The sequence below is a fragment of the Pseudomonas alvandae genome (assembly GCF_019141525.1).
GTDB classification, from domain to species: Bacteria; Pseudomonadota; Gammaproteobacteria; order Pseudomonadales; family Pseudomonadaceae; genus Aquipseudomonas; species Aquipseudomonas alvandae.
Genome location: NZ_CP077080.1, coordinates 1926745 through 1951628, shown reverse-complemented (window position 1 = coordinate 1951628; position 24884 = coordinate 1926745). Strand labels below are relative to the sequence as shown.

Annotated in this window: 22 protein-coding genes; 4 read left to right on the top strand and 18 right to left on the bottom strand. The window is 59.4% G+C overall.

Going from position 1 to position 24884, the window contains the following annotated elements; translation table 11 throughout:
* Positions 1 to 33 precede the first annotated feature (33 nt).
* Both KSS97_RS08660 and KSS97_RS08655 read right to left on the bottom strand, forming a co-directional pair.
* Positions 34 to 495: a PaaI family thioesterase gene (locus tag KSS97_RS08660; protein ID WP_030138337.1), complete on the bottom strand. Its 462-nt coding sequence runs from the start codon at positions 493 to 495 to the stop codon at positions 34 to 36.
* The gene (locus KSS97_RS08655; RefSeq protein WP_030138336.1) at positions 492 to 968 is read right to left on the bottom strand and encodes a PaaI family thioesterase; all 477 of its coding nucleotides are present in this window, start codon (positions 966 to 968) and stop codon (positions 492 to 494) included. The genes KSS97_RS08660 and KSS97_RS08655 overlap by 4 nt, the downstream gene beginning before the upstream one ends.
* Positions 969 to 1105: 137 nt before the next feature.
* On the opposite strand from KSS97_RS08655, the gene KSS97_RS08650 reads away from it, so the two are divergent.
* Entirely contained in the window at positions 1106 to 1357 is a 252-nt protein-coding gene (locus tag KSS97_RS08650) for a hypothetical protein (RefSeq protein ID WP_030138335.1), read from the top strand.
* A 77-nt stretch (positions 1358 to 1434) separates the two neighbouring features.
* On the opposite strand, the gene KSS97_RS08645 is transcribed toward KSS97_RS08650, so the two are convergent.
* From KSS97_RS08645 to sdhC, 11 genes are all read right to left on the bottom strand, one after another.
* Positions 1435 to 2172 carry a DUF599 domain-containing protein gene (locus KSS97_RS08645; RefSeq protein WP_030138334.1) on the bottom strand — a complete coding sequence of 246 codons (738 nt, stop codon included), beginning with the start codon at positions 2170 to 2172 and terminating at the stop codon, positions 1435 to 1437.
* Positions 2173 to 2449: 277 nt separating this feature from the next.
* Positions 2450 to 3763, bottom strand: coding sequence for a branched-chain amino acid transport system II carrier protein (brnQ, locus tag KSS97_RS08640; protein ID WP_030138333.1), 1314 nt, complete (start codon positions 3761 to 3763; stop codon positions 2450 to 2452).
* Positions 3764 to 4297: 534 nt separating this feature from the next.
* Positions 4298 to 5182, bottom strand: coding sequence for a succinate--CoA ligase subunit alpha (gene sucD / locus KSS97_RS08635; RefSeq protein WP_003179236.1), 885 nt, complete (start codon positions 5180 to 5182; stop codon positions 4298 to 4300).
* Positions 5182 to 6348: an ADP-forming succinate--CoA ligase subunit beta gene (gene sucC, locus KSS97_RS08630; protein WP_003179235.1), complete on the bottom strand. Its 1167-nt coding sequence runs from the start codon at positions 6346 to 6348 to the stop codon at positions 5182 to 5184. Before sucC ends, sucD begins: the two co-directional genes overlap by 1 nt.
* Before the next feature lie 196 nt (positions 6349 to 6544).
* Entirely contained in the window at positions 6545 to 7981 is a 1437-nt protein-coding gene (lpdA, locus tag KSS97_RS08625; protein WP_030138332.1) for a dihydrolipoyl dehydrogenase, read from the bottom strand.
* A 107-nt stretch (positions 7982 to 8088) separates the two neighbouring features.
* On the bottom strand, positions 8089 to 9312 hold the full coding sequence (odhB, locus tag KSS97_RS08620) for a 2-oxoglutarate dehydrogenase complex dihydrolipoyllysine-residue succinyltransferase (RefSeq protein WP_030138331.1): 1224 nt from the start codon (positions 9310 to 9312) through the stop codon (positions 8089 to 8091).
* A 44-nt stretch (positions 9313 to 9356) separates the two neighbouring features.
* Positions 9357 to 12188: a 2-oxoglutarate dehydrogenase E1 component gene (locus tag KSS97_RS08615; protein WP_217861462.1), complete on the bottom strand. Its 2832-nt coding sequence runs from the start codon at positions 12186 to 12188 to the stop codon at positions 9357 to 9359.
* A 262-nt stretch (positions 12189 to 12450) separates the two neighbouring features.
* Entirely contained in the window at positions 12451 to 13155 is a 705-nt protein-coding gene (locus KSS97_RS08610; protein ID WP_039594133.1) for a succinate dehydrogenase iron-sulfur subunit, read from the bottom strand.
* An 11-nt stretch (positions 13156 to 13166) separates the two neighbouring features.
* Positions 13167 to 14939: a succinate dehydrogenase flavoprotein subunit gene (gene sdhA / locus KSS97_RS08605; RefSeq protein ID WP_030138328.1), complete on the bottom strand. Its 1773-nt coding sequence runs from the start codon at positions 14937 to 14939 to the stop codon at positions 13167 to 13169.
* 3 nt (positions 14940 to 14942) lie between these two features.
* On the bottom strand, positions 14943 to 15311 hold the full coding sequence (sdhD, locus tag KSS97_RS08600) for a succinate dehydrogenase, hydrophobic membrane anchor protein (protein ID WP_030138327.1): 369 nt from the start codon (positions 15309 to 15311) through the stop codon (positions 14943 to 14945).
* Positions 15305 to 15679: a succinate dehydrogenase, cytochrome b556 subunit gene (gene sdhC, locus KSS97_RS08595; protein ID WP_003179220.1), complete on the bottom strand. Its 375-nt coding sequence runs from the start codon at positions 15677 to 15679 to the stop codon at positions 15305 to 15307. Before sdhC ends, sdhD begins: the two co-directional genes overlap by 7 nt.
* A 365-nt stretch (positions 15680 to 16044) precedes the next feature.
* Between sdhC and gltA the strand changes: the two genes are divergently transcribed.
* The gene (gene gltA / locus KSS97_RS08590) at positions 16045 to 17334 is read left to right on the top strand and encodes a citrate synthase (RefSeq protein ID WP_003172803.1); all 1290 of its coding nucleotides are present in this window, start codon (positions 16045 to 16047) and stop codon (positions 17332 to 17334) included.
* A gap of 302 nt (positions 17335 to 17636) precedes the next feature.
* On the opposite strand, the gene KSS97_RS08585 is transcribed toward gltA, so the two are convergent.
* The 3 genes from KSS97_RS08585 to KSS97_RS08575 all read right to left on the bottom strand — a co-directional run bounded on the left by KSS97_RS08585 (position 17637) and on the right by KSS97_RS08575 (position 20774).
* On the bottom strand, positions 17637 to 19295 hold the full coding sequence (locus KSS97_RS08585) for a cation acetate symporter (protein WP_030138325.1): 1659 nt from the start codon (positions 19293 to 19295) through the stop codon (positions 17637 to 17639).
* Positions 19292 to 19603 carry a DUF485 domain-containing protein gene (locus KSS97_RS08580; protein WP_030138324.1) on the bottom strand — a complete coding sequence of 104 codons (312 nt, stop codon included), beginning with the start codon at positions 19601 to 19603 and terminating at the stop codon, positions 19292 to 19294. The genes KSS97_RS08585 and KSS97_RS08580 overlap by 4 nt, the downstream gene beginning before the upstream one ends.
* Positions 19604 to 19919: 316 nt before the next feature.
* On the bottom strand, positions 19920 to 20774 hold the full coding sequence (locus KSS97_RS08575; protein WP_030142304.1) for a glycine betaine ABC transporter substrate-binding protein: 855 nt from the start codon (positions 20772 to 20774) through the stop codon (positions 19920 to 19922).
* A gap of 427 nt (positions 20775 to 21201) precedes the next feature.
* Here KSS97_RS08575 and KSS97_RS08570 point away from each other — a divergent pair, with 427 nt between their 5' ends.
* Positions 21202 to 22500 (top strand): serine/threonine protein kinase, encoded by a 1299-nt coding sequence (locus tag KSS97_RS08570; RefSeq protein ID WP_030142305.1) that lies wholly within the window; start codon positions 21202 to 21204, stop codon positions 22498 to 22500.
* The gene (locus KSS97_RS08565; protein ID WP_217861461.1) at positions 22493 to 23281 is read left to right on the top strand and encodes an MlaA family lipoprotein; all 789 of its coding nucleotides are present in this window, start codon (positions 22493 to 22495) and stop codon (positions 23279 to 23281) included. The genes KSS97_RS08570 and KSS97_RS08565 overlap by 8 nt, the downstream gene beginning before the upstream one ends.
* Before the next feature lie 82 nt (positions 23282 to 23363).
* On the opposite strand, the gene KSS97_RS08560 is transcribed toward KSS97_RS08565, so the two are convergent.
* Both KSS97_RS08560 and KSS97_RS08555 read right to left on the bottom strand, forming a co-directional pair.
* Positions 23364 to 23720 (bottom strand): DUF805 domain-containing protein, encoded by a 357-nt coding sequence (locus KSS97_RS08560; RefSeq protein ID WP_225936115.1) that lies wholly within the window; start codon positions 23718 to 23720, stop codon positions 23364 to 23366.
* A 151-nt stretch (positions 23721 to 23871) separates the two neighbouring features.
* Entirely contained in the window at positions 23872 to 24786 is a 915-nt protein-coding gene (locus KSS97_RS08555) for a DUF808 domain-containing protein (RefSeq protein WP_217861459.1), read from the bottom strand.
* Between the last annotated feature and the right edge of the window lie 98 nt (positions 24787 to 24884).

Here is a 24884-nt window from a genome sequence, read left to right as displayed (position 1 = left end):
GATGTCCTCAAGGTGGGGGCAACTCGGGTGATTTCAAGAGCCGGCCGGCTTGGAGGGCGCCGGGATCTTGAAATGGGCCCGGGCAGTGGCGATGGGTTCGGCTTCAGCTTCCTGCCAGGCAGTGATCGCGACGTTGGCCACACGCCGCCCCTGGCGCCAGACCTGGCACCTCGCATAAGTATCGCGAAACTGCCCGGCTCGCAGGTAATCCAGGGAAAAATCGATGATCTTGGGTACACTGGCCGCATGTGTGGCGATCAGCAGATGAACGGCGGCCGATAGCTCCATGAATCCGGCGATGACCCCACCATGGATAGCAGGCAGTAAAGGGTTACCAATGTTGTCCTTATTGGCTGGCAGGCAAAACAGCCATTCATCGCCCTGGCGCGTGCATTCGACGCCGATGAGTTGCGCATAGGGAATCAAGGACAGCAGTCGCCCGACGTCGCCCTGCTCACACGCCTGGCGCAGTTGCGCCTCAGTGATGTCGGTCATGGTTTTTGCGCCGCAGCCGCCAGGCCGCCCTTTTTCATTCCGCGGGCGCTGTCACCCAGGCGCATGAAGGTGCCGACCACATGGGCAATGGGGTGCTCCGGATCGTCCTGATAGGCAAACCCACGGCTGAAGATCACGTCCGGCGTGATCCGATAGCACTGGGCAAAGCCATAGATAGCTTTGTCGGGCATGGCGGCGTGCATGTAGTCGATACGCAGGTCCAGGGTCGGACAGACTTCAAACTGCGGTAACACGCACAACGTCGACATGCCGCAAGCGGTGTCCATCAAGGTGGTCAACGCCCCGCCATGGACAATGCCCGTCAAGGGATTGCCAACGATCTGCGGGCTGTAAGGCAACACGACGGTTAATCCATCGCGACTGGCGCTGTGGAGTTTCAAGCCCAACACCTGACAGTGCCTGAGCGCAGATAAAAAGCGTGTCGCGCGGTCAAAAACGGAATCTTCAGCCATCGGTCCAATACTCCCCTCAAGGTACGCGATAAAGTTCCATCCGCCGGCAAGTTATATATCTATGGGATCAGGAGGAACTTAACCCCGGGGGCGCGGCTCAAACGGCCAGTAGTTATATCCATAAGGAGAAACACCCCATGCGTAAGACTTTTGCTATTGCCTTGATGTTGGCCGCCTCCCTCGGTCTCGCCGCCTGCGATAAAAAATCCGAGGACAAAGCTCAAGATGCCAACCAACACGCTGAACAAGCTCAGCAAGACATGAACAAAGCACAGGATAAAGTGAACGACGCGGCGAAAGAAAACGCCGAAGCTGCCAAAGCTCAGTCTGAATCGAACAGCGCCGCCCAGCAGGAACAAGCACCTGCCACCGCGCCTAAAACCAACTGATACGGTTTTGGCAGCAAAAGAAAACCCGCCTGGTGCGGGTTTTCTTGTATCTGGCATCCAGGAAAGTTGCTGCGCCGTCAGGCCGCTTCCTTGCCCGCCTCGGGCGCTGGCGCTTCGGTAGGCGTATAGACCATCACATCCAGTACATCCGAATGAAACTCGCGCTGATACAACACGAAGACCACGCCGGCACTCATCAACATGAATAACCAGGGGCTGACGAACCAGGCCAACATGGTCATGCCGAAATAATACGAACGCAGGCCGAAGTTGAACTGGTTGGCCGCCATTGAAATAACCCGCGCGGCTCTTGAAGCAAAAGCCTTGCGCTCCTGCTCGGACACATGCCGCTCACCGATCATCGGCGCCGACCCCACCAGGACCGCCGCGAAGTTGTATTGGCGCATGCACCAACTGAACGTGAAGAACGCGTAGACGAACACCAGCGCTAGGCAAAGAAGCTTCAGTTCCGCCATGCCTTGGGAGGCCTGCTGCACCAGTGGCAGGTCCGCCAGCAACGACACCGCCCGGTCGGACGCCCCGAGTACCGTCAGGATGCCCGCCAGGATAATCAACGTACTGGAGGCAAAAAACGATGCGTTGCGCTCCAGGTTGCCGATCACGCTGGCATCGGCGATGCGGTTGTCGCGCAGCAGCATGCGGCGCATCCAGTCTTCGCGGTACAGGTGCATGACACTGGCCAGGCAGGCCGTGTCGCGGGCTTTCCATGAGGCGTAACGGGTGTAGCCGGCCCAGCAGATGATGAACCAGATCGCGGCCAGGAGATGGATCAGGTTGGCTTGGATGAATGACATTCGATTTCCTGTGTGTCTAAAAACATGACGTCTAAAGCCAGACTGCCTTGCGGACCTGTGGGAGCGAGCTTGCTCGCGATGGCGTCGGATCAGTCAGAGATGAGGTGGCTGATAGACCGCTATCGCGAGCAAGCTCGCTCCCACAGGGTTCCATGCAGGCTTTCAGGACACTGCTTCGACGTTAGCCCACGAAAAAAGACACCGCACTCAAAAAAAAATGCCCCGTATCGATCGACACGGGGCATTTCGTTTCGTCGGCGAACTGACGGCGAGCGGCTTATGCCAAGGCCTCGCTGCGCTTGCCCAGCAGGCGGTCACACACCACCGCGACCGCCAGGGTCATGACCGAAGGCACCAGCCACGCCAGGCCTTGCTCGCTGAGCGGCAGGTGAGCGAGTTGCGCTGGCATCCAGTCCGCCAGGCCCGCGCCCTTGAGCGCATCGATCAGGCCAAACAGGAACGACACCAGCATCACCGGGCCGACGATGCGCCCTTGCTCGTGCCAGAAATCCTTGCAGAAGCTCAGGGCCACCAGGGCGATACATGGCGGGTAGATCGCGGTGAGGACCGGAATCGAGAACGCGATCAGCTTGGTCAGGCCCAGGTTGGATACCAACAGCGAGAACGCCGCCAGGATCACCACCAGGGTCTTGTAGGACAGCGGCAGGACGCGGCTGAAGTATTCCGCGCAGGCGCAGGTCAGGCCGACCGCCGTGACCAGGCATGCGAGGGAGATCAGTACCGCAAGGAAACCGCTGCCCAGGCTGCCGAACGTGTGCTGCACGTAGGCATGCAGCACGGCGGCGCCGTTGGTCGCGCCCACAGCCACTTCATGACTGCCGGAGCCCAGGCGGAACAGGCTGACGTAGACCAGGGCCAGCCCTACCCCGGCGATCAGCCCGGCGATGATCGCGTAACGGGTGATCAAGGCCGGCGACTCGACGCCCCGGGAGCGGATGGCGTTGACGATGACGATGCCGAAGACCAAGGCGCCCAGGGTATCCATAGTCAGGTAGCCATTGATGAAGCCTTGGGAGAACGGTGCCGCCACGTATTCGGGAGTCGCCACGCCGATATCGCCGGCTGGCAAGGCAAAAGCGGCAATACCGAGCACGGCCAGGGCGATGATTTTCAGCGGCGCGAGAAAACGTCCGACGGTATCCAGCAAGCGGCCCGGGTAGAGCGAGATGAAGAACACCAGGAGGAAGTACACCGCGCTGTAGAGGAACAGCGCCAGCGGGCTTTCGCCGGTCAATGGCGCCAGGCCGACTTCGAACGATACGGTGGCGGTTCGAGGCGTGGCGAACAGCGGGCCGACCGCCAGGTAGCACACGGCGGCCAGCAAGCCACCGGCAATCTTGCCGATCGGGCTGCTCAAGGCGTCCATCGCACCACCGACCTTGGCCAGTGCGACGACCGTGATCACCGGCAACCCTACCGCTGTGATCAAGAAGCCCAGCGCCGCCATCCAGACATGAGGCCCGGACTGCAAACCGACGATAGGCGGGAAGATGATGTTGCCGGCCCCGACGAACAGGGCAAATGTCATGAAACCAAGCGCCAGGATGTCCTGGCCTTTCAACACTTTCATTAAGGAAACCACACTACTGAATCGGAATTTAGAGAGGGATTTCCCTTATGGGTGAGGGAAATGCTGCCGATCCGTATGGGACCGGCCCGTTTAGCGCGTCGCTGCCTTGTGGGCCGCGGTCGCAAAATTGGCCGCCAGACTAACGAATTTGCGCGCAAAACGCACTGTTACAGGGCGAACTATCCGATACACGACGTATCTGTGTCGCGTTTTTGCATGTAAATGGTTGGCGACTGTCATTCCGTCATCGCGAGCAAGCTCGCTCCCACAATGAAATGCATTCATGCCCTTGTGGCGAGGGAGCTTGCTCCCGCTGGGCTGCGCAGCGGCCCCAATACAGGCAACCGGATCTATTCAGGTAAAACGGCGCTGCCTGGTTTACGACTGCTGCGCAGCCGAGCGGGAGCAAGCTCCCTCGCCACAAGAGCCGTCCTACATTATCCAGGTAGAGCAGATGCACAGGCATAGGGCCAGGAACGACAAAGGCCACCCGAAGGTGGCCTTTGTTGCTGGAACAAAAAAGTCAGCCGAAGCTTACTTCTTCATTTCCCAGCCAGTCAGCTCGGCCAGGGCCTTGCCGATGTCTGCCAGCGAACGCACGGTTTTCACGCCTGCGTCTTGCAGTGCAGCGAATTTCTCGTCTGCAGTGCCTTTGCCGCCGGAGATGATTGCGCCAGCATGGCCCATGCGCTTGCCCGGAGGAGCAGTCACACCTGCAATGTAGGAAACAACCGGCTTGGTCACGTTTGCCTTGATGTAGGCAGCGGCTTCTTCTTCAGCGGAACCGCCGATCTCACCGATCATGACGATCGCTTCGGTCTTCGGGTCTTCCTGGAACAGCTTCAGGATGTCGATGAAGTTCGAGCCCGGGATCGGGTCACCGCCGATGCCGACGCAAGTCGACTGACCGAAACCGGCGTCAGTGGTCTGCTTCACAGCTTCGTAGGTCAGGGTGCCGGAACGGGAAACGATACCGACCTTGCCTGGCAAGTGAATGTGACCTGGCATGATGCCGATCTTGCATTCGCCTGGAGTGATCACGCCTGGGCAGTTAGGGCCGATCAGGGTGATACCCAGCTCGTCGCACTTGACCTTGGCTTCCAGCATGTCGATGGTCGGGATGCCTTCGGTGATGCAAACGATCAGCTTGATGCCGCCGAACGCTGCTTCAAGGATGGAGTCCTTGCAGAACGGAGCTGGAACGTAGATCACGCTGGCGGTGGCGCCAGTGGCAGCTACAGCGTCTTTCACGGTGTTGAAGACAGGCAGGCCCAGGTGCTCGGTGCCGCCTTTGCCTGGCGTTACGCCGCCAACCATCTTGGTGCCGTATTCGATGGCTTGCTGGGTGTGGAAACTACCTTGCGAACCGGTAATACCCTGGCAGATAACCTTGGTGTCTTTGTTGATCAGGACGCTCATTATTTGCCCTCCGCAGCTTTAACGACTTGTTGAGCAGCGTCGGTCAGGCTGGTAGCAGCGATGATGTTCAAACCGCTTTCTGCCAGTACTTTAGCGCCCAGCTCAGCGTTGTTGCCTTCGAGGCGAACAACAACCGGGATTTTCACGCCGACTTCTTTCACGGCGCCGATGATGCCTTCGGCAATCATGTCGCAGCGAACGATGCCGCCGAAGATGTTGACCAGTACTGCAGCGACGTTGGTGTCGGACAGGATGATCTTGAACGCTTCGGTAACGCGTTCCTTGGTAGCACCGCCGCCCACGTCGAGGAAGTTGGCTGGCTTGCCGCCGTGCAGGTTGACGATGTCCATGGTACCCATGGCCAGGCCAGCGCCGTTGACCATGCAACCGATGTTGCCTTCCAGGGCTACGTAGTTCAGTTCGAACTTGGCAGCGTGCGCTTCGCGCGGATCGTCTTGCGACGGATCGTGGAAAGTCTTCAGCTTAGGCTGACGGTACATGGCGTTGGCGTCGATGTTGATCTTGGCATCGAGGCAGTGCAGGTCGCCGTCGGCCTTGATCACCAGCGGGTTCACTTCCAGCAGTGCCAGGTCGTGGTCCTGGAACAGCTTGGCCAGACCTACGAAGATCTTGGCGAATTGAGTGACCTGCTTGCCTTCCAGGCCCAGCTGGAATGCCAGCTCGCGGCCCTGGAATGGCTGTGCGCCAACCAGTGGATCGATGGTGGCCTTGAGGATTTTCTCAGGGGTGTCGTGAGCGATTTTCTCGATGTCCACGCCACCTTCGGTGGAAGCCATGAACACGATGCGGCGGCTCGAACGGTCAACGACAGCGCCCAGGTACAGCTCTTTAGCGATATCAGTGCACGATTCAACCAGGATCTTGGTGACTGGCTGACCGTTGGCGTCGGTCTGGTAAGTCACCAGACGCTTGCCCAGCCACTGCTGTGCGAAGGCTTTGGCGTCTTCTTTGCTGCGAACCAGCTTGACGCCGCCCGCTTTACCGCGACCACCGGCGTGAACCTGGGCTTTGACAACCCATTCGCTGCCACCGATTTTGTCGCAAGCTTCTGCTGCCGCTTCCGGGGTGTCTACAGCGTAGCCGGTGGATACTGGCAGGCCGTACTCAGCGAACAGCTGCTTACCCTGATACTCGTGAAGATTCATGCTTATTACCGTCTTCGTTAGGTACTGCGCATTCGGTGCTGCACCGTTGTGGTGCCGCACCACCTGTGACTGCTGCTTGCGTAGCGTTCCGGTGTACCGGTACCACTACGCAAGGCTGCGTCCAGCGGATATTCCGCGGTGAGTCTTGCTCGCAAGGCTCACGACGGGCCATACCGCCGTGGTTTCTTATTATCTGTTAACGCTTCTTGCGGTTGGCCACGTGGATGGCGCCGCCATTCACGGCCAGGGCCGCTTCGTGCAAGGCTTCGGACAGGGTCGGATGGGAGAAGACCATCATGCCCAGGTCTTCAGCGCTGGTGCCGAATTCCATACCGATCGCGCCTTGCTGTACCAGCTCGGCAGCGCTTGGGCCGATAACGTGAACGCCCAATACGCGATCCGTCTTGGCATCGGCGATGACTTTCACGAAACCACCGGTGTCGTTGGCTGCCATGGCACGGCCGGAGGCGGCGAACGGGAAGGTGCCGACGTTAACTTCAACGCCTTCGGCTTTCAAGGCCTGCTCGGTTTTACCAACCCATGCGATTTCCGGGTGGGTATAGATAACCGATGGGATCAGGTCATAGTTCATCTGGGCCTTGTGGCCCTTGATGCGCTCGACAACCATGATGCCTTCTTCGGAAGCCTTGTGGGCCAGCATCATGCCGCGAACCACGTCACCGATGGCGAACACGCCCGGTACGGCGGTTGCGCAATGGTCATCGACCGCGATGAAACCACGCTCGTCGATTTCCACGCCGCAATCGGCGGACAGCAGGTCAGTGGTCACTGGACGACGGCCGACCGCAACGATCAACTTGTCGAAGGTGATGGTCTGTTCGCCGTTGGCGTCGGTGTAGTTCACCACGACTTCTTCGCCGTTGACCTTGGAGCCGGTCACACGGGCACCCAGCTTGATGTCCAGGCCTTGCTTGGTCAGGGTCTTCAGCGCTTCCTTGGAAACCGCGGTGTCAGCGGCCATCAGGAATGTGTCGAGGGCTTCGAGCACGGTCACTTGCGAACCCAGGCGCGACCATACCGAACCCAGCTCGAGACCGATCACGCCAGCGCCGATCACGCCCAGGCGTTTTGGCACGGACTGGAATTCCAGGGCGCCAGTGGAGTCGACGATGACGTTCTGGTCAACTGGAGCAGGCGGGATGTCGATCGGACGCGAGCCTGGCGCCAGGATGACGTTCTCGGCTTCGATCACTTCGACCGAGCCGTCAGGCTTGGTCACTTCGACTTTCTTGCCCAGCAGCAGCTTGCCGTGGCCTTCGATGGAGGTGACGCCGTTGGCCTTGAACAGGGTGGCAACACCGCTGGTCAGGTTCTTGACGATGCCAGCCTTGCGGCCAACCATCGCGGCTACGTCCATCTTCACTTCACCGGTAGAGATACCGTGAACGTTGAAGCTTTCCTTGGCTTCCTTGTACTTCCAGGAGCTGTCCAGCAGCGCCTTGGATGGAATGCAACCGACGTTCAGGCAAGTACCGCCCAAGGCCTGTTTGCCTTCCTTGTCGGTGTATTTCTCGATGCAGGCAGTGGAAAGGCCCAGTTGCGCAGCCTTGATGGCCGCTACGTAGCCGCCAGGGCCCGCACCAATCACTACCACGTCGAATTTCTGAGTCATAAAAGATTCCTTTTAGCTGCAAGCTTCAAGCCGCAAGCTGCAAGTTGAAAGCCGTACTCGCTCGCTCTGAGCTCGCGGCTTGCCACTTGCAGCTTGCAGCTGCTTTTTTAAATATCCAGGAGCAGACGAGCCGGATCTTCCAGCAGGTTCTTGATGGTGACCAGGAACGTCACGGCTTCTTTGCCGTCGATCAGGCGGTGATCGTAGGACAGTGCCAGGTACATCATCGGACGAATCACGACCTGACCGTTGATCGCCATCGGACGCTGCAGGATGTTGTGCATGCCCAGGATAGCCGCTTGTGGCGGGTTGACGATCGGGGTCGACATCATCGAACCGAATGTACCACCGTTGGTGATGGTGAACGTACCGCCGGTCATCTCTTCGATGGACAGCTTGCCGTCACGGGCCTTCTTGCCGAAGGTGGCGATGCCGCCTTCGATTTCGGCCAGGCTCATCAGCTCGGCGTTGCGCAGGACCGGAACCACCAGGCCACGATCACTGGAGACCGCGACACCGATGTCGGCGTAGCCGTGGTAGACGATGTCGGAACCGTCGATCGACGCGTTGACGGCCGGGAAGCGTTTCAGCGCTTCGGTGGCAGCCTTGACGAAGAACGACATGAAGCCCAGGCGTACGCCATTGTGGGACTTCTCGAACAGGTCCTTGTACTTCGAACGCAGGGCCATGACTTCGGTCATGTCGACTTCGTTGAACGTGGTCAGCATCGCCATGTTCGACTGGGCTTCAACCAGACGCTCGGCAACCTTGGCACGCAGGCGGGTCATCGGAACGCGTTTCTCGACGCGGTCACCGGCAGCGAACACTGGCGCGGAAGCGGCAGGCGCGGCTGGCTTGGCCGGTGCGGCGGCTGGAGCGGCTTTCTTGGCGGCAACGGCTGCAACCACGTCTTCCTTGGTCACACGACCACCCTTGCCGGTGCCGGCAACGGAAGCGATGTTGATGCCATTCTCTTCAGCCAGCTTGCGAGCAGCTGGAGCGGCGACTGGATCGTCTTCGCCCGAAGCAGCAGGCGCAGCGGCCTGAGCGGCAGCCGGTGCAGCAGCGGCGGCTGGAGCGGCAGCAGCAGCGCCGCCCTCTTCGATCGAGCCCAGGACCTGGTTCGACAGAACGGTAGCGCCTTCTTCGGCAACGATTGCGCCCAGTACGCCGTCAGCTTCGGCCAATACTTCCAGCACGACCTTGTCGGTCTCGATGTCGACGATCAGGTCGTCACGCTTGACGGCCTCGCCTGGTTTCTTGTGCCAGGTGGCAACGGTGCCATCGGCAACCGATTCCGGGAATGACGGGGCTTTGATTTCGATAGCCATTATCTGTGGGTCCTTAAAATTCGGTTTCAGTCAGCGCGAAGGCGTTAAACAGTGAAAGCATCTTGCAGCAGTTTTTCCTGCTGCTCGGCGTGCATCGACGCATAACCACACGCAGGTGCAGCGGAAGCATCACGGCCGGCATATTCCAGGCCCAGGGCCTTGTTATGGTTGCCGATGCTGCGACGCAGGTGATGCTGGCTGCTGTACCACGCGCCTTGGTTCATCGGTTCTTCCTGACACCACACCACGTGGGTGAGGTTGGTGTAAGGCGCGATGGCCTCCATCAGGTCCTCTTCCGGGAACGGATAAAGCTGCTCGATACGCACGATGGCGATGTCTTCGCGGCCTTCGGCACGACGTTTTTCCAGCAAGTCGTAGTAGACCTTGCCGCTGCACAGGACCAGGCGAGTCACCTTCGCCGCGTCCAGGGTATCGATTTCCGAAATGACGGTCTGGAACGAGCCTTCGGCCAGGTCTTCGAGCGTGGAGATTGCCAGTTTGTGACGCAGCAGCGACTTCGGTGTCAGCACGATCAGCGGCTTGCGCAGCGGACGGATGACCTGGCGACGCAGCAGGTGGTAGATCTGCGCCGGGGTGGTCGGTACGCAAACCTGGACGTTGTGCTCGGCGCACAGCTGCAGGTAGCGTTCCAGACGTGCCGACGAGTGCTCCGGACCCTGCCCTTCATAACCGTGTGGCAACAGCATGGTCAGACCGCAGAGACGGCCCCACTTGTGCTCGCCGCTGGTGATGAACTGGTCGACAACCACCTGGGCACCGTTGGCGAAGTCGCCGAACTGGGCTTCCCAGATCACCAGCGCATTCGGCTCGGTGGTGGAATAGCCATATTCGAACGCCAGGACGGCTTCCTCGGACAGCAGCGAATCGTACAGGTCGAAACGTGGCTGGCCTTTGTACAGGTGTTGCAGCGGGATGTAGGTGCTGGCGTCTTTCTGGTTGTGCAGCGCCGCGTGGCGGTGCGAGAAAGTGCCGCGGCCTACGTCCTGGCCGGTGATGCGGATCGGGTGACCTTCGAACGCCAGGGTCGCGTACGCCATGGTTTCGGCGTAACCCCAGTTGATCGGCAGGCCGCCGGCTTGCATCTTCTGACGGTCTTCGTAGATTTTCGCGACCTGGCGCTGGACCACGAAGCCTTCCGGGATTTCCAGCAGCTTGGCGGACAGTTCCTGCAAGGTCTTGAGGTCGAAGCGCGTGTCGTGACGAGCAGTCCAGGCGTGGCCCAGGTATGGACGCCAGTCCACGAACAACTCTTTGTTCGGCTCTTTGACCAGGCTTTTTACAACGTGCAGGCCGTTGTCCAGGGCGTTGCGATATTCATCGACTTTTTCCTGGACGCGCGCGGCATCCAGAACACCGCTCTGGGTCAGGCGATCGGCATACAGCTCACGGGTGGTGCGCTGCTTGGCGATCTGCTGGTACATCAGCGGCTGGGTGCCACTTGGCTCGTCGGCCTCGTTGTGGCCGCGACGACGGTAGCAGACCAGGTCGATGACCACGTCGCGCTTGTACTGCATGCGGTAGTCGATGGCCAACTGGGTCACGAACAGCACGGCTTCCGGGTCATCGCCATTCACATGGAGAATCGGCGCCTGGATCATTTTCGCGACGTCGGTTGCGTACTCGGTGGAACGCGAGTCCAGCGGGTTGCTGATGGTGAAGCCGACCTGGTTGTTGATCACGATGTGCACGGTACCGCCGGTCTTGAAACCGCGGGTCTGCGACATCTGGAAGGTTTCCATGACCACGCCTTGACCGGCGAATGCCGCGTCACCGTGGATGGAGATCGGCAGCACCTTCTCACCGGTCGGATCGTTGCGACGATCCTGGCGGGCACGGACGGAACCCTCGACCACCGGAGAAACGATTTCCAGGTGGGACGGGTTGAACGCCATGGCCAGGTGGACTTCGCCACCGGTGGTCATCACGTTGGACGAGAAGCCCTGGTGGTACTTCACGTCACCGGAGCCCAGCTCGACCTTCTTCTTGCCTTCGAACTCGTCGAACAGCTCGCGCGGGTTCTTGCCGAAGGTGTTGACCAGTACGTTCAGGCGGCCACGGTGGGCCATGCCGATAACGACTTCCTTGGTGCCGTAGGAACCGGAACGCTGGATCAGCTCGTCGAGCATCGGAATCAGGCTTTCGCCGCCTTCCAGGCCGAAACGCTTGGTGCCCGGGTATTTGGTACCCAGGTATTTCTCCAGGCCTTCACCGGCAGTGACGCGCTCGAGCAAGTGGCTCTTGATGTCGGCGGAGTACGTCGGACGGCCACGAACGCTTTCCAGACGCTGCTGGAACCACTGGCGCTGCTCGGAATCGGTGATGTGCGTGAATTCAGCGCCGATGGTGCGGCAATATGTCTGCTGCAACGCTTCGTGAATTTCGCGTAGGCTCGCTTCCTCTTTGCCGATGAACAGGTCGCCGGCACGGAAGGTCGTATCAAGGTCGGCATTGGTCAAGCCGTAATGAGTGATCGACAGGTCTGCAGGTGCAGGACGCTGCCACAGCCCCAGCGGGTCAAGCTGGGCTGCCTGGTGGCCACGCATCCGGTAGGCCTGGATCAGTCGCAGCACTTCAACTTGCTTCTTCTCATGCTCGGAGCTCACGCTGCCGGCAGACACCGGTTGAGCGCGGCGCTGGTTCTTTGCCAGCAGCACGAAATGATCGCGAATCGTCGAGTGCGAAACATCGGTGGCAGAGTTACCGTCAGCCGGCAACTTCTGAAAGTAGGTGCGCCATTCTTCTGGCACAGCGTTAGGGTCGTGCAGGTAGAGCTCGTAGAGCTCTTCCACATAGGCAGCGTTACCACCGGAGAGGTGGGCACTGTTCCACATGCGCTGCATCACGCTTTCTTGCATGCTTGGTCACCCTCGATTAGGGGAACACCACCGGCGAAAACACCGAGCAAACTTGCAGAAGTCCGAGTGCAGCGACTAAAACAAGCCACTTAGGATCACGCTGATAGTCCGGGTACCAGCCCGGATGCCCCTGCTTGTCTCATTTCTTCAAAATAAGAACCGCCGCTTTGTAAGCGGCTGTTCTGGTTATAGCCAGGACGTGGGTTGAAGCCCACGCCCTCGCCTCTACGGGTACAGCGGTTCTACGGGTACAGCAGCTGAATCACACGCCGTTTTGCAGCAGCATGTTACGTACGTGACCGATGGCCTTAGTCGGGTTCAGGCCTTTCGGGCAGACGTTGACGCAGTTCATGATCCCGCGGCAGCGGAATACGCTGAACGGGTCATCCAGTGCGGCCAGACGCTCGGACGTCTTGGTATCACGGCTGTCTGCCAGGAAGCGGTACGCTTGCAGCAGGGCGGCCGGGCCCAGGAACTTGTCCGGGTTCCACCAGAACGATGGGCACGAGGTCGAGCAGCAGGCGCACAGGATGCACTCGTACAGACCGTCGAGCTTTTCACGCTCTTCAGGGGACTGCAGACGCTCGATGGCCGGAGCCGGCGTGTCGTTCTGCAGGAATGGCTTCACCTTCTCGTATTGCTTGTAGAAGATGCTCATATCGACGACCAGGTCACGGATGACCGGCAAACCTGGCAGCGGGCGAACGATCAGCTTGTTGCCCTTGACCACGGCCGACAGCGGCGTGATGCAGGCCAGGCCGTTCTTGCCGTTGATGTTCATGCCGTCGGAGCCGCAAACGCCCTCGCGGCACGAGCGACGATAGGAGAAACCTTCGTCCTGCTCTTTGATCAAGGCCAGCACGTCCAGCACCATCAGGTCTTTACCACCGGTATCGACCTGGAAGTCCTGCATGAACGGCGCGGCGTCCTGATCAGGGTTGTAGCGATAAACACTGACTTGCAACATAGCGGTCACCCTTAATAAGTCCGGACTTTTGGTTCGAAAGTCGGAACAGTCTTCGGCGAGAAGTTCACGGCACGCTTGGCGACGCGTTTTTCACCCGGGAAGTACAAGGTGTGGCACAGCCAGTTTTCGTCGTCACGGTCTTCGAAGTCTTCGCGGGCGTGGGCACCACGGGACTCTTTGCGCACTTCTGCGGCGATGGCGGTGGCTTCGGCCACTTCCAGCAGGTTCTGCAATTCCAGCGCTTCGATACGGGCAGTGTTGAACGCCTGCGACTTATCGTTGATCTTCACGTTGGCGATTCGTTCACGCAATTGTGCGAGCTGGGCAATACCCTTCTGCATGTATTCGCCGGTACGGAACACACCGAAGTAGTTCTGCATGCAGTTTTGCAACTCGCGACGCAGGGTTGCCACGTCTTCGCCTTCGGTACGCTCGTTCAGAGCAGACAGGCGCGCCAGGGCGGTTTCGATGTTGGCGTCGGTGGCATCGTCGTATTCGATACCGTCGGACAGCGCTTTCTCCAGGTGCAGGCCGGCGGCGCGACCGAAGACCACCAGGTCGAGCAGCGAGTTGCCGCCCAGGCGGTTGGCACCGTGGACCGATACGCAAGCCACTTCACCCACCGCGAACAGGCCAGGGATGATTTCGTCCACGCCTTCGGCGTTCTGGGTCATTGCCTGGCCATGAATGTTGGTGGCAACGCCGCCCATCATATAGTGGCAGGTTGGAACCACTGGAACCGGCGCGACAACAGGATCGACGTGAGCGAAGGTCTTGGACAGTTCGCAGATACCTGGCAGGCGGCTGTGCAGCACTTCCTCGCCAAGGTGATCGAGCTTGAGCATCACGTGGTCGCCATTCGGGCCACAGCCGTTGCCGGCGATGATCTCTTTAACCATCGAACGAGCCACGACGTCACGACCAGCAAGGTCCTTGGCGTTCGGCGCATAACGTTCCATGAAACGCTCGCCGTGCTTGTTGATCAGGTAACCGCCTTCACCACGGCAACCTTCGGTGACCAGTACACCGGCGCCGGCGATGCCGGTCGGGTGGAACTGCCACATTTCGATGTCTTGTACCGGCACGCCAGCACGCAGGGCCATGCCGACGCCGTCACCGGTGTTGATCAGGGCATTGGTGGTGGATGCGTAGATACGGCCCGCACCGCCGGTCGCCAGTACGGTGGCCTTGGCGCGGATGTAGGTGGTTTCGCCAGTTTCGATGCAGATCGCGATCACACCGACGAACGCGCCGTCCTGGTTCTTCACCAGGTCAACGGCGTAGTACTCGTTCAGGAACGTGGTACCGGCTTTCAGGTTGCCCTGATAAAGGGTGTGCAGCAGGGCGTGACCGGTACGGTCGGACGCCGCGCAAGTACGCGCAGCCTGGCCGCCCTTGCCGTAGTCCTTGGACTGGCCACCGAACGGACGCTGGTAGATGCGACCTTGCTCGGTACGGGAGAATGGCATGCCCATGTGGTCCAACTCGAACACCGCGGCCGGGCCTTCCTGACACATGTATTCGATAGCGTCCTGGTCACCGATGTAGTCGGAACCCTTGACGGTATCGTACATGTGCCAGCGCCAGTCATCGTTCGGGTCGGCCGAAGCGATGGCGCAGGTGATGCCACCCTGGGCGGAAACCGTGTGCGAACGCGTCGGGAAAACCTTGGTGATCACGGCAGTCTTGTGACCGCCCTGTGCCAGTTGCAGCGCAGCGCGCATGCCGGCACCGCCACCACCAATAATGATGGCGTCGAAAGAAATCGTTGGAATGTTAGCCATGGATCAGATACCCCAGAGAATCTGCACACCCCAGACGAAGTAAGCGAACATCGCAACGCCGCATACCGCCTGGAAAAGGAAACGTACGGCAGTCGCCGACTTGCCGAACGCCATTTGCGTCAGGTAGTCGGTCGCGATGGTCCACATGCCGACCCAGGCGTGAGCGCCCAGTGCGACAAGTGCCAGCAGACTGAAGATACGCATCCAGTTGTTTGCGAACAGTTCATGCCATTGGGCGTAGCCAATGCCAGGGTTTGCCACGACATATCCGATCAGGAAAATGAAGTAAGCCGCGAGAACGACCGCAGACACACGCTGGGCCATCCAGTCGTAGAGGCCCGAACGCGAAAGGTTCGTGACGTTGGTTACCATATCCAGACTCCTGCCAGAACGATCAGCACCGCAGACACGGCGATAATGATTTTCGAGCCCAGCTTGCCGCCTTCCAGCGTCTCACCGATGCCCATGTCCATGATCAAGTGGCGCACACCGGCAACCAAGTGATACAGCAAGGCGGACAGGATGCCCCAAATCACTAGCTTGGCTAGCGGACTGGTCAGACACGCTTTCACCTGACCGAAGCCTTCTTCCGAATCGAGCGACTTGTCCAATGCATAAAGCATGATGGCCAGGCTGACGAAGAGGATGACACCGGAAATACGGTGAAGAATGGACGTGTAAGCAGTGACTGGGAGTTTGATGGTCCTTAGGTCTAGGTTTACAGGTCGTTGGCTTTTCACGGCTTTTTTTTCACACTGAAGAGCCCCTAACAATCAGGGCAAAGTTGTTGGGGCGCGCACTGGTCAGGTACTCACCACCCAGGGAGTGACGACCCCCAAGAAAGCAGGCCCAAAAGCCCCTGGCGGTCGGTGGCCGAGTATAGACAGTTAGGCTACTAATGACAACGCGTTCACCTTCCCCTAATAGCGCATTGCACATATGGCGCAAAAGGCGTAAACGGCAGGCAATTTCGCGGAAAAAGTCCGGTTAAAGCCTTCTGGAGCAAGACTTTAGGCAAATTGACATTCGGATTTATCTCACTATAGTGGTGCGGGCCCTGCGTGGGGGGTCTGTCTGATGATTCCAAGCATTAATAGGAGGCCACATGGCTGACAAAAAAGCGCAGTTGATCATCGAGGGCGCAGCCCCCGTCGAGCTGCCCATTTTAACCGGCACCGTTGGTCCCGATGTAATCGACGTACGGGGCCTGACGGCCACGGGCCGTTTCACCTTTGACCCGGGTTTCATGTCGACCGCCTCGTGCGAATCGAAAATCACCTATATCGACGGCGACAACGGCATCCTGCTGCACCGCGGCTACCCGATCGAGCAACTGGCTGAAAAATCGGACTACCTGGAAACCTGCTACCTGCTGCTCAACGGCGAACTGCCGACCGCAGAGCAGAAGGCCCAGTTCGTCAGCACCGTGAAGAACCACACCATGGTTCACGAACAGTTGAAGACCTTCTTCAACGGCTTCCGTCGCGATGCCCACCCGATGGCCGTCATGTGCGGCGTTGTCGGCGCTCTCTCGGCCTTCTACCACGACTCCCTGGACATCAATAATCCCCAGCATCGCGAAATCTCCGCGATCCGCCTGGTGGCGAAGATGCCGACCCTGGCAGCCATGGTCTACAAGTACTCCATGGGCCAGCCCATGATGTACCCGCGCAACGACCTGACCTATGCAGAGAACTTCCTGCATATGATGTTCAACACCCCGTGCGAGATCAAACCGATCAGCCCGGTGCTCGCCAAGGCCATGGACCGGATCTTCATCCTCCATGCCGACCACGAGCAGAATGCCTCTACCTCCACCGTGCGCCTGGCCGGTTCGTCGGGTGCCAACCCGTTCGCCTGTATCGCCGCCGGTATCGCCGCACTCTGGGGCCCTGCCCACGGCGGTGCGAACGAAGCGGTGCTGACCATGCTCGATGAAATCGGCGATGTCTCGAACATCGACAAGTTCATCGCCAAGGCCAAGGACAAGAACGATCCGTTCAAGCTGATGGGCTTCGGTCACCGGGTCTACAAGAACCGCGACCCGCGCGCCACCGTCATGAAGCAGACCTGCGACGAAGTGCTCAAGGAACTGGGAATCAAGAACGATCCGCAACTCGAACTGGCCATGCGCCTGGAAGAGATCGCCCTGACCGATCCGTACTTCATCGAGCGCTCGCTGTACCCGAACGTCGACTTCTACTCGGGGATCATCCTCAAGGCGATCGGTATTCCAACCAGCATGTTCACCGTGATCTTCGCCCTGGCGCGGACCGTCGGCTGGATCTCCCACTGGAAGGAAATGCTCTCCAGCCCGTACAAGATCGGCCGTCCACGCCAGCTGTACACCGGCTACGAGTCGCGCGACATCACCAAGCTGGAAGACCGCAAGTAAGGCTTGCCTTGCGCTAGGTTCCTGACTGCACCGAAACAGCCCCCGCTTCTTATATAAGCGGGGGCTGTTTTGTTTATGCCTCTTTTATCCGATCCAGAAACTGCATTGGCAGAACCGACGCCATCGCGAGCAAGCTCGCTCCCACAGTTGGCCTGTTGTGAAACCCAAACTTGTGCTCACTGGAGATCCCCTGTGGGAGCGAGCTTGCTCGCGATGGCGGCAGGCCTGCCACCCACGAACCCGGCACAAAAAAATACCCCGGCCTCTCGACCGGGGTATTTCTTCAAGCACTTATCGCTGCATTAGTGGTTAACCGCCCCACTCGCCCCAAGGCCAGTCTGCGAACGCACGAACTGCGGGAAGAACAGCGCCCGCTCGTTGGCACCTTCAGCCGACTTGTCAGTGACGGAGAAGAACCAGATGCCGGTAAACGCGATGATCATCGAGAACAGCGCCGGGTATTCATACGGGAAGATAGCCTTCTCGTGACCCAAGATCTGTACCCAAATGGTCGGGCCGAGGATCATCAGGCCCACGGCACTGACCAGGCCCAGCCAGCCGCCGATCATGGCGCCACGGGTGGTCAGCTTCTTCCAGTACATCGAAAGCAGCAGCACCGGGAAGTTGCAGCTCGCCGCGATGGAGAACGCCAGGCCCACCATGAACGCGATGTTCTGCTTCTCGAACAGGATGCCCAGGCCGATCGCCAGCACTGCCAGGGCAATGGTGGTGATCTTCGAGACGCGGATCTCATCCTTCTCGTTGGCCTTGCCTTTCTTGATCACGCTGGCATACAGGTCATGAGACACCGCTGAGGCACCGGCCAGGGTCAGGCCCGCTACCACCGCCAGGATGGTCGCGAACGCCACCGCCGAGATGAAGCCCAGGAAGATGCTGCCGCCCACCGCGTTGGCCAGGTGCACCGCCGCCATGTTGTTGCCGCCCAGCAAGGCACCTGCCGCGTCCTTGAAGGCGGGGTTGGTGCTGACCAGCAGGATCGCGCCAAAGCCGATGATGAAGGTCAGGATGTAGAAATAGCCGATGAAGCCAGTGGCATACAGCACGCTCTTGCGAGCTTCCTTGGCGTCGCTCACGGTGAAGAAGCGCATCAGGATGTGTGGCAGGCCAGCGGTACCGAACATCAGGGCCAAGCCCAGGGAGAAGGCCGAGATCGGATCCTTCACCAGGCCGCCAGGGCTCATGATCGCCTCACCTTTAGGGTGGACCTTGACCGCTTCGGCGAACAGCATGTTGAAGTCGAAGTTGACGTGCTTCATCACCATCAGGGCCATGAACGACGCACCCGACAGCAACAACACAGCCTTGATGATCTGCACCCAAGTGGTGGCCAGCATGCCGCCGAACAGCACATAGAGGCACATCAGGATGCCGACCAGGATGACCGCAACGTGGTAGTCCAGGCCGAACAGCAGTTGGATCAGCTTGCCGGCGCCGACCATTTGCGCGATCAGGTAGAACGCCACCACCACCAATGAGCCGGAGGCGGACAGACTGCGGATCTGGGTTTGCCCGAGGCGATAGGACGCCACGTCGGCAAAGGTGTATTTACCCAGGTTGCGCAGGCGTTCGGCGATCAGGAACAAGATGATCGGCCAGCCTACCAGGAAGCCGATGGAGTAGATCAGGCCGTCATAGCCCGAAGTGAACACCAGCGCGGAAATCCCCAGGAAAGACGCCGCCGACATGTAGTCACCGGCAATTGCCAGGCCGTTCTGGAAGCCAGTGATCTTGCCGCCGGCCGCATAGTAGTCGGACGCCGAGTTGTTTTTCTTCGACGCCCAGTATGTGATGTACAGGGTCGCGCCAACGAAGGCCACGAACATCAGGATAGCGGCAACGTTGAGGGGTTGTTTCTGCACGGCACCGGTCAGCGCTTCAGCCGCCCAGGCGCCCGGTGCAAATGCTGCAATGCTCAGAAGAGCCAGTAGACGCCGGATCATTGCTGAGCCTCCTTGAGAATCGCATTGTTCAGGTCGTCGAACTCGCCGTTGGCACGTCGCACGTAAATGCCCGTCAGGACGAAGGCCGAGAGAATCAGGCCGACCCCGATAGGGATACCCCAAGTGATGGTGGATCCGGGGGACATTTTGGCCCCGAGAATATGCGGCCCGTAGGCGATCAGAAGGATGAAGCCGGAATACAGCCCAAGCATGATCGCCGAGAGAATCCAGGCGAATTTTTCTCGTTTCTTCACCAGCTCCTTGAAGCGCGGGCTGTTTTGAATCGAGAGGTAAATGCTGTCGTTCATTGTTTTTATCCTCGCAGCACAGATTTATTTGGAACAGCTCTACTCTATGCGGCTCGAGGCCAGGTTCCAGACGACCTTAGTATTAGAACGACATGACGGCTTTGCCAGTTTCCCGCAAAAAAACCCAAGCCCCTCCCCTGTGGGAGCGAGCTTGCTCGCGATGGCGGTAGCACAGTCAGTGTAGATGCAAGCTGACACACCGCTATCGCGAGCAAGCTCGCTCCCACAGGGGTTTGCGTTGCGCGCAGAATTGCAGGCACAAAAAAACCGCATGACACAACGTCATGCGGCTTTCGGAACAGCCAGACCGGGCCGATTACTTGCCGGTCCACTCCTTCACGCGGTCCGGGTGCTTGGCGACCCAATCCTTGGCAGCCGCTTCCGGCTTGGCACCTTCCTGGATCGCCAGCATGACTTCGCCGATCTCGTCTTTCGACGCCCACTGGAACTTCTTCAGGAACTCGACCACTTCCGGTGCCTTGGCTTCCAGGCCCTTGCTGCCGATGCTGTTCACAGTCTCAGCCGCGCCATAGACGCCTTTCGGGTCTTCCAGGAAGCGCAGTTTCCATTTGGCGAACATCCAGTGCGGCACCCAACCGGTGACGGCGATGGATTCCTGTTTTTTCTCGGCACGGGTCAGCTCGGCGATCATGCCGGCGCCGGAACTGGCCTTGAGTTGATAACCGGTCAGGTCGTAATCCTTGATCGCCTGTTCGGTCTTGAGCATCACGCCTGAACCGGCGTCGATGCCGACGATGCGTTTCTTGAAGGAGTCATCGGTCTTCAGGTCTTCGAGCGACTTGGCCTTAACGTACTCCGGCACGATCAAGCCGATTTTCGCATCCTTGAAGTTAGGGCCATAGTCGACGACCTGGTCCTTGTTCTTGGTCCAGTAATCGCCATGGGTCACCGGCAACCAGGCCGATAGCATCGCATCGAGCTTGCCGGTGGCAACGCCCTGCCACATGATTCCGGTCGCGACGGCTTGCAGCTTCACGTCATAGCCGAGTTTCTGCTTGATCACCTCGGCAGCCACGTGGGTAGTCGCGACGCTGTCGGACCAGCCGTCAACGTAGCCAATGCTCAAGGTTTTGGTCTCGGCGCTTGCCAGGGTGGAGCTGATCGCCAGTACCAGTGCGGCACCTGCGCCCAAGATTCGTCGCATCTTCATCGTTACTTCCCCGAAAGTGCTGCGCCCGACGGATGCCGAGCGGCTTCAACGTATTGTTATGGTGCACAGCGCCCCCATCACGCTCGCCTGCAAACCGGTCGGAACGCCAGTGGAGTACTGACCGACTGATCATCAACCTGCGCCGATCTGGAACCTGCTCTGTCTGCGACGCCGAAGCAACGAGAAACGACATCAGAAAGCCAGCAAGCCATTCCCGGCGCCCGAGTCCGTAGATTTCGATCAAATCTTGCATGCACGACCCAGCCAAGCCGCCAGGTCACTAGCCGCCACCACGCCCCAACGTGTATTGTCCCGCTACTATTGCGCCCCATTCGCGCTTGTTTTGCAGCCGTCATGGCACTTGGCTTCGCTGCGGTGGTCATAGGCTGCGAACCTCATTCGGCACCTTCCTCTAAGGGATCCAGTCATGCTCCGTTCCTTGCGCTTCGCTGCCCTACTCGGCGGCCTTATCTTGAGTGCGTCCGCGCTGGCGGCAGATATTGACGCCGCCAGCTATGGCTACCCCTTGACCAACCCATTCGAGGCGACCATCGCCACCACGCCGCCGGACCTGCGTCCGGAGCTGCCGCTGATCGAGGACATCAATCAATCGGACCACAGCCTGACCCTGCGCCCGGAACGCGAATTCATCCTGCCAGACAATTTCTGGCCGGTGAAAAGCCTCACTTACCGCATGGCCACCCAAGACAAACCCGCACCGCTGATCTTCCTGATCGCGGGCACCGGTGCGCGCTACGACAGCACCCTCAACGAGTACCTCAAGCGCCTCTACTACAAGGCCGGATATCACGTGGTGCAGCTGTCTTCGCCCACCAGCTTCGACTTCATGAGCGCCGCCTCGCGCTTCGCCACCCCAGGCATCACCAAGGAAGACGCCGAAGACATGTACCGGGTGATGCAGGCCGTACGCGCGCAGAATCCGAAAGTGCCCGTCACCGAGTACTACCTGACCGGCTACAGCCTCGGCGCACTGGACGCTGCCTTCGTCGCGCACTTGGACGAAACCCGCCGCAGCTTCAACTTCAAGAAAGTCCTGCTGCTGAACCCGCCGGTGAATCTCTACACCTCGATCACCAACCTGGACAAACTGGTCCAGACCGAGGTCAAGGGCATCAACAGCACCACCACCTTTTATGAGCTGGTGCTGAACAAGCTGACCCGCTACTTCCAGCAAAAAGGCTACATCGACCTCAACGATGCCCTGCTCTATGACTTCCAGCAGTCCAAGCAACACTTGAGCAACGAGCAGATGGCGATGCTGATCGGCACCTCGTTCCGCTTCTCGGCGGCCGACATCGCCTTCACGTCGGACCTGATCAACCGTCGCGGCCTGATCATCCCACCCAAGTTCCCGATCACCGAAAGCACCAGCCTGACACCGTTCCTCAAGCGTGCGCTGCAATGCGATTTCGACTGCTACCTCACCGAACAAGTAATCCCGATGTGGCGCGCGCGCACCGACGGCGGCAGCCTGCTGCAATTGGTCGACCAGGTCAGCCTGTACGCGCTGAAGGATTATCTGCAGGGCAGCTCCAAGATTGCAGTCATGCACAACGCCGACGATGTGATCCTGGGCCCGGGTGACCTGGGCTTCCTGCGCAAGACCTTTGGTGATCGCCTGACGGTTTATCCATTGGGCGGCCATTGCGGCAACCTTAACTACCGCGTCAACAGCGACGCCATGCTGGAGTTCTTCCGTGGCTAAATATCTCCTGCTGATCGCCGCGTTAATGAGCGCGGGCATGGTCCACGCCGACAACAGCAAGGCCAACGCGCCCGTAGTGGTGGACTCGGACGGCTTCAAGGAGCCGCTGACCAAACTCAAGTTCAACCCGGGCCTGGACCAACGCGAATTCGAACGTTCGACGCTCAACGCGCTGAACGTCTACGACCCGCTGGAATCCTGGAACCGCCGCGTCTATCACTTCAACTACCGCTTCGACCAATGGGTATTCCTGCCCGTGGTCGATGGCTACCGCTATGTCACCCCGGGCTTCGTGCGCACCGGTGTGAGCAACTTTTTCAACAACCTGGGCGACGTGCCGAACCTGATGAACAGCCTGCTGCAATTCAAGGGCAAGCGTTCGATGGAAACCACCGCTCGGCTGCTGCTCAACACCACCGTCGGCGTCGCCGGCTTGTGGGACCCGGCCACCGCCATGGGCCTGCCGCGCCAGAGCGAAGACTTCGGCCAGACCCTGGGCTTCTATGGCGTACCGGCCGGCGCGTATTTCGTACTGCCGATCTTCGGCCCGTCGAACCTGCGCGACACCTCGGGGCTATTGGTGGACTACACCGCTGAATCGGCGATCAACTTCCTGAACGTCTCCGAAGTCAGCGCCAACCACCCGGAACTGCTGCTCCTGCGCGGCGTGGACAAGCGCTACCAGACCAGCTTCCGCTACGGCCAGCTAAACTCGCCGTTCGAGTATGAAAAGGTGCGCTACGTGTACACCGAGTCGCGCAAGTTGCAGATCGCCGAGTAGGCACACGCCCTGACAAAAAAAGGCCACTCGATGAAAAACGAATGGCCTTTTTTATTACCGCTGTCTAAGCGTCCAGCCTTATTCAGCTATCTGCTACCGGCTGGTTCAACGGGTCCAGGCCGTAATTGTTCGGACCTTTCGTACCGCTTGCCGCCAAGCTGATAAGCACGATGAACGGACCAACCACTGGCACTGCTCCCCAGAAAATATTCAGCCCGCTTTTATTCATGTCGTGATAACGCCGCCACGTAACAGCCAATCGAGGGCAAGCGGTCAGGAGACAATAAGCCGGATACAACAATAGGAAATAAATCTCTTTGTTCAATCCGGTGGCGATACCAAACCCAAAGAAAAGCAGCCACAAGCAGAGCTCCAACAGGAAGAACATCCAATACTCCTCTCTGCTTGCACGCCCTCTAAACGTTGCGTACTGCCGCATCACTTGCCAATACCATTTCATCAAACGCTCCCTTAGCTGGCGGAAAATCTATTCGAGCCAATACCGGCCGAATAGCGCGGGGGAGTTTAAGGAAGCCCTCAATCGATAAAAGTAGGAAAAGCCTGAAAGCATTGTCTTAAAAAGCGACGCTTCAACTCCTCAGGGCCTTCCAGACCTTACCCACCGCCATCACACCCACCAACACCACCGCCCCCGCGACAATCCCCGCCACCGCATTGAGCAGCATCGGCACGATGAACCCAGCACCGCCGGCACTCGCCGCGACACCTTCGATCCAGTGGTGCACCGCCGGTACGCCATGGGTCAGGATGCCGCCGCCCACCAGGAACATCGCCGCCGTACCGATCACCGACAGGCTTTTCATCATGTAGGGCGCCGCGCGCAGGATGGCTCCGCCAATGCTTTTGGCGGCCTGCCCTGGCTTCTGGGTCAGCCACAAGCCCAGGTCATCAAGCTTGACGATCCCCGCCACCAAGCCGTACACACCGACGGTCATGACAATGGCGATGCCCGACAGCACGATCACCTGCTGAGTCAGCGGCGCATCGGCGACAGTGCCGAGGGTGATGGCGATGATTTCCGCCGAGAGGATAAAGTCGGTGCGCACCGCGCCCTTGATCTTGTTCTTCTCGAAGGCCACCAGATCGACCGCCGGATCCGCTACCGCCTCGACCAGTTGCGCGTGTTCGGCCTGGTCTTCAGCCTTGCTGTGAAGGAATTTGTGGGCAAGTTTTTCGAACCCTTCGAAACACAGGTAGGCGCCGCCGACCATCAACAACGGCGTCACCAGCCAAGGGACGAACGCGCTGATGGCAAGCGCCGATGGCACCAGGATCAGCTTGTTGATGAACGAGCCCTTGGCGACTGCCCAGACCACTGGCAATTCCCGCTCGGCACGCACGCCCGAGACTTGCTGGGCATTGAGCGCCAGGTCATCACCGAGCACACCGGCGGTTTTCTTGGCGGCCATCTTGGTCATCAACGCCACATCGTCGAGTACCGTGGCAATGTCGTCGATCAGAACCAGCAAACTGCTTCCAGCCATGGAGGGACTCCTTGAACAATAATGCTGCGCAGCATAGCGCGAGCGACGCGTCCTTGGGGCATTCTTGAGCGCCGCGCGAGGCCGGTGCTACCATGCGC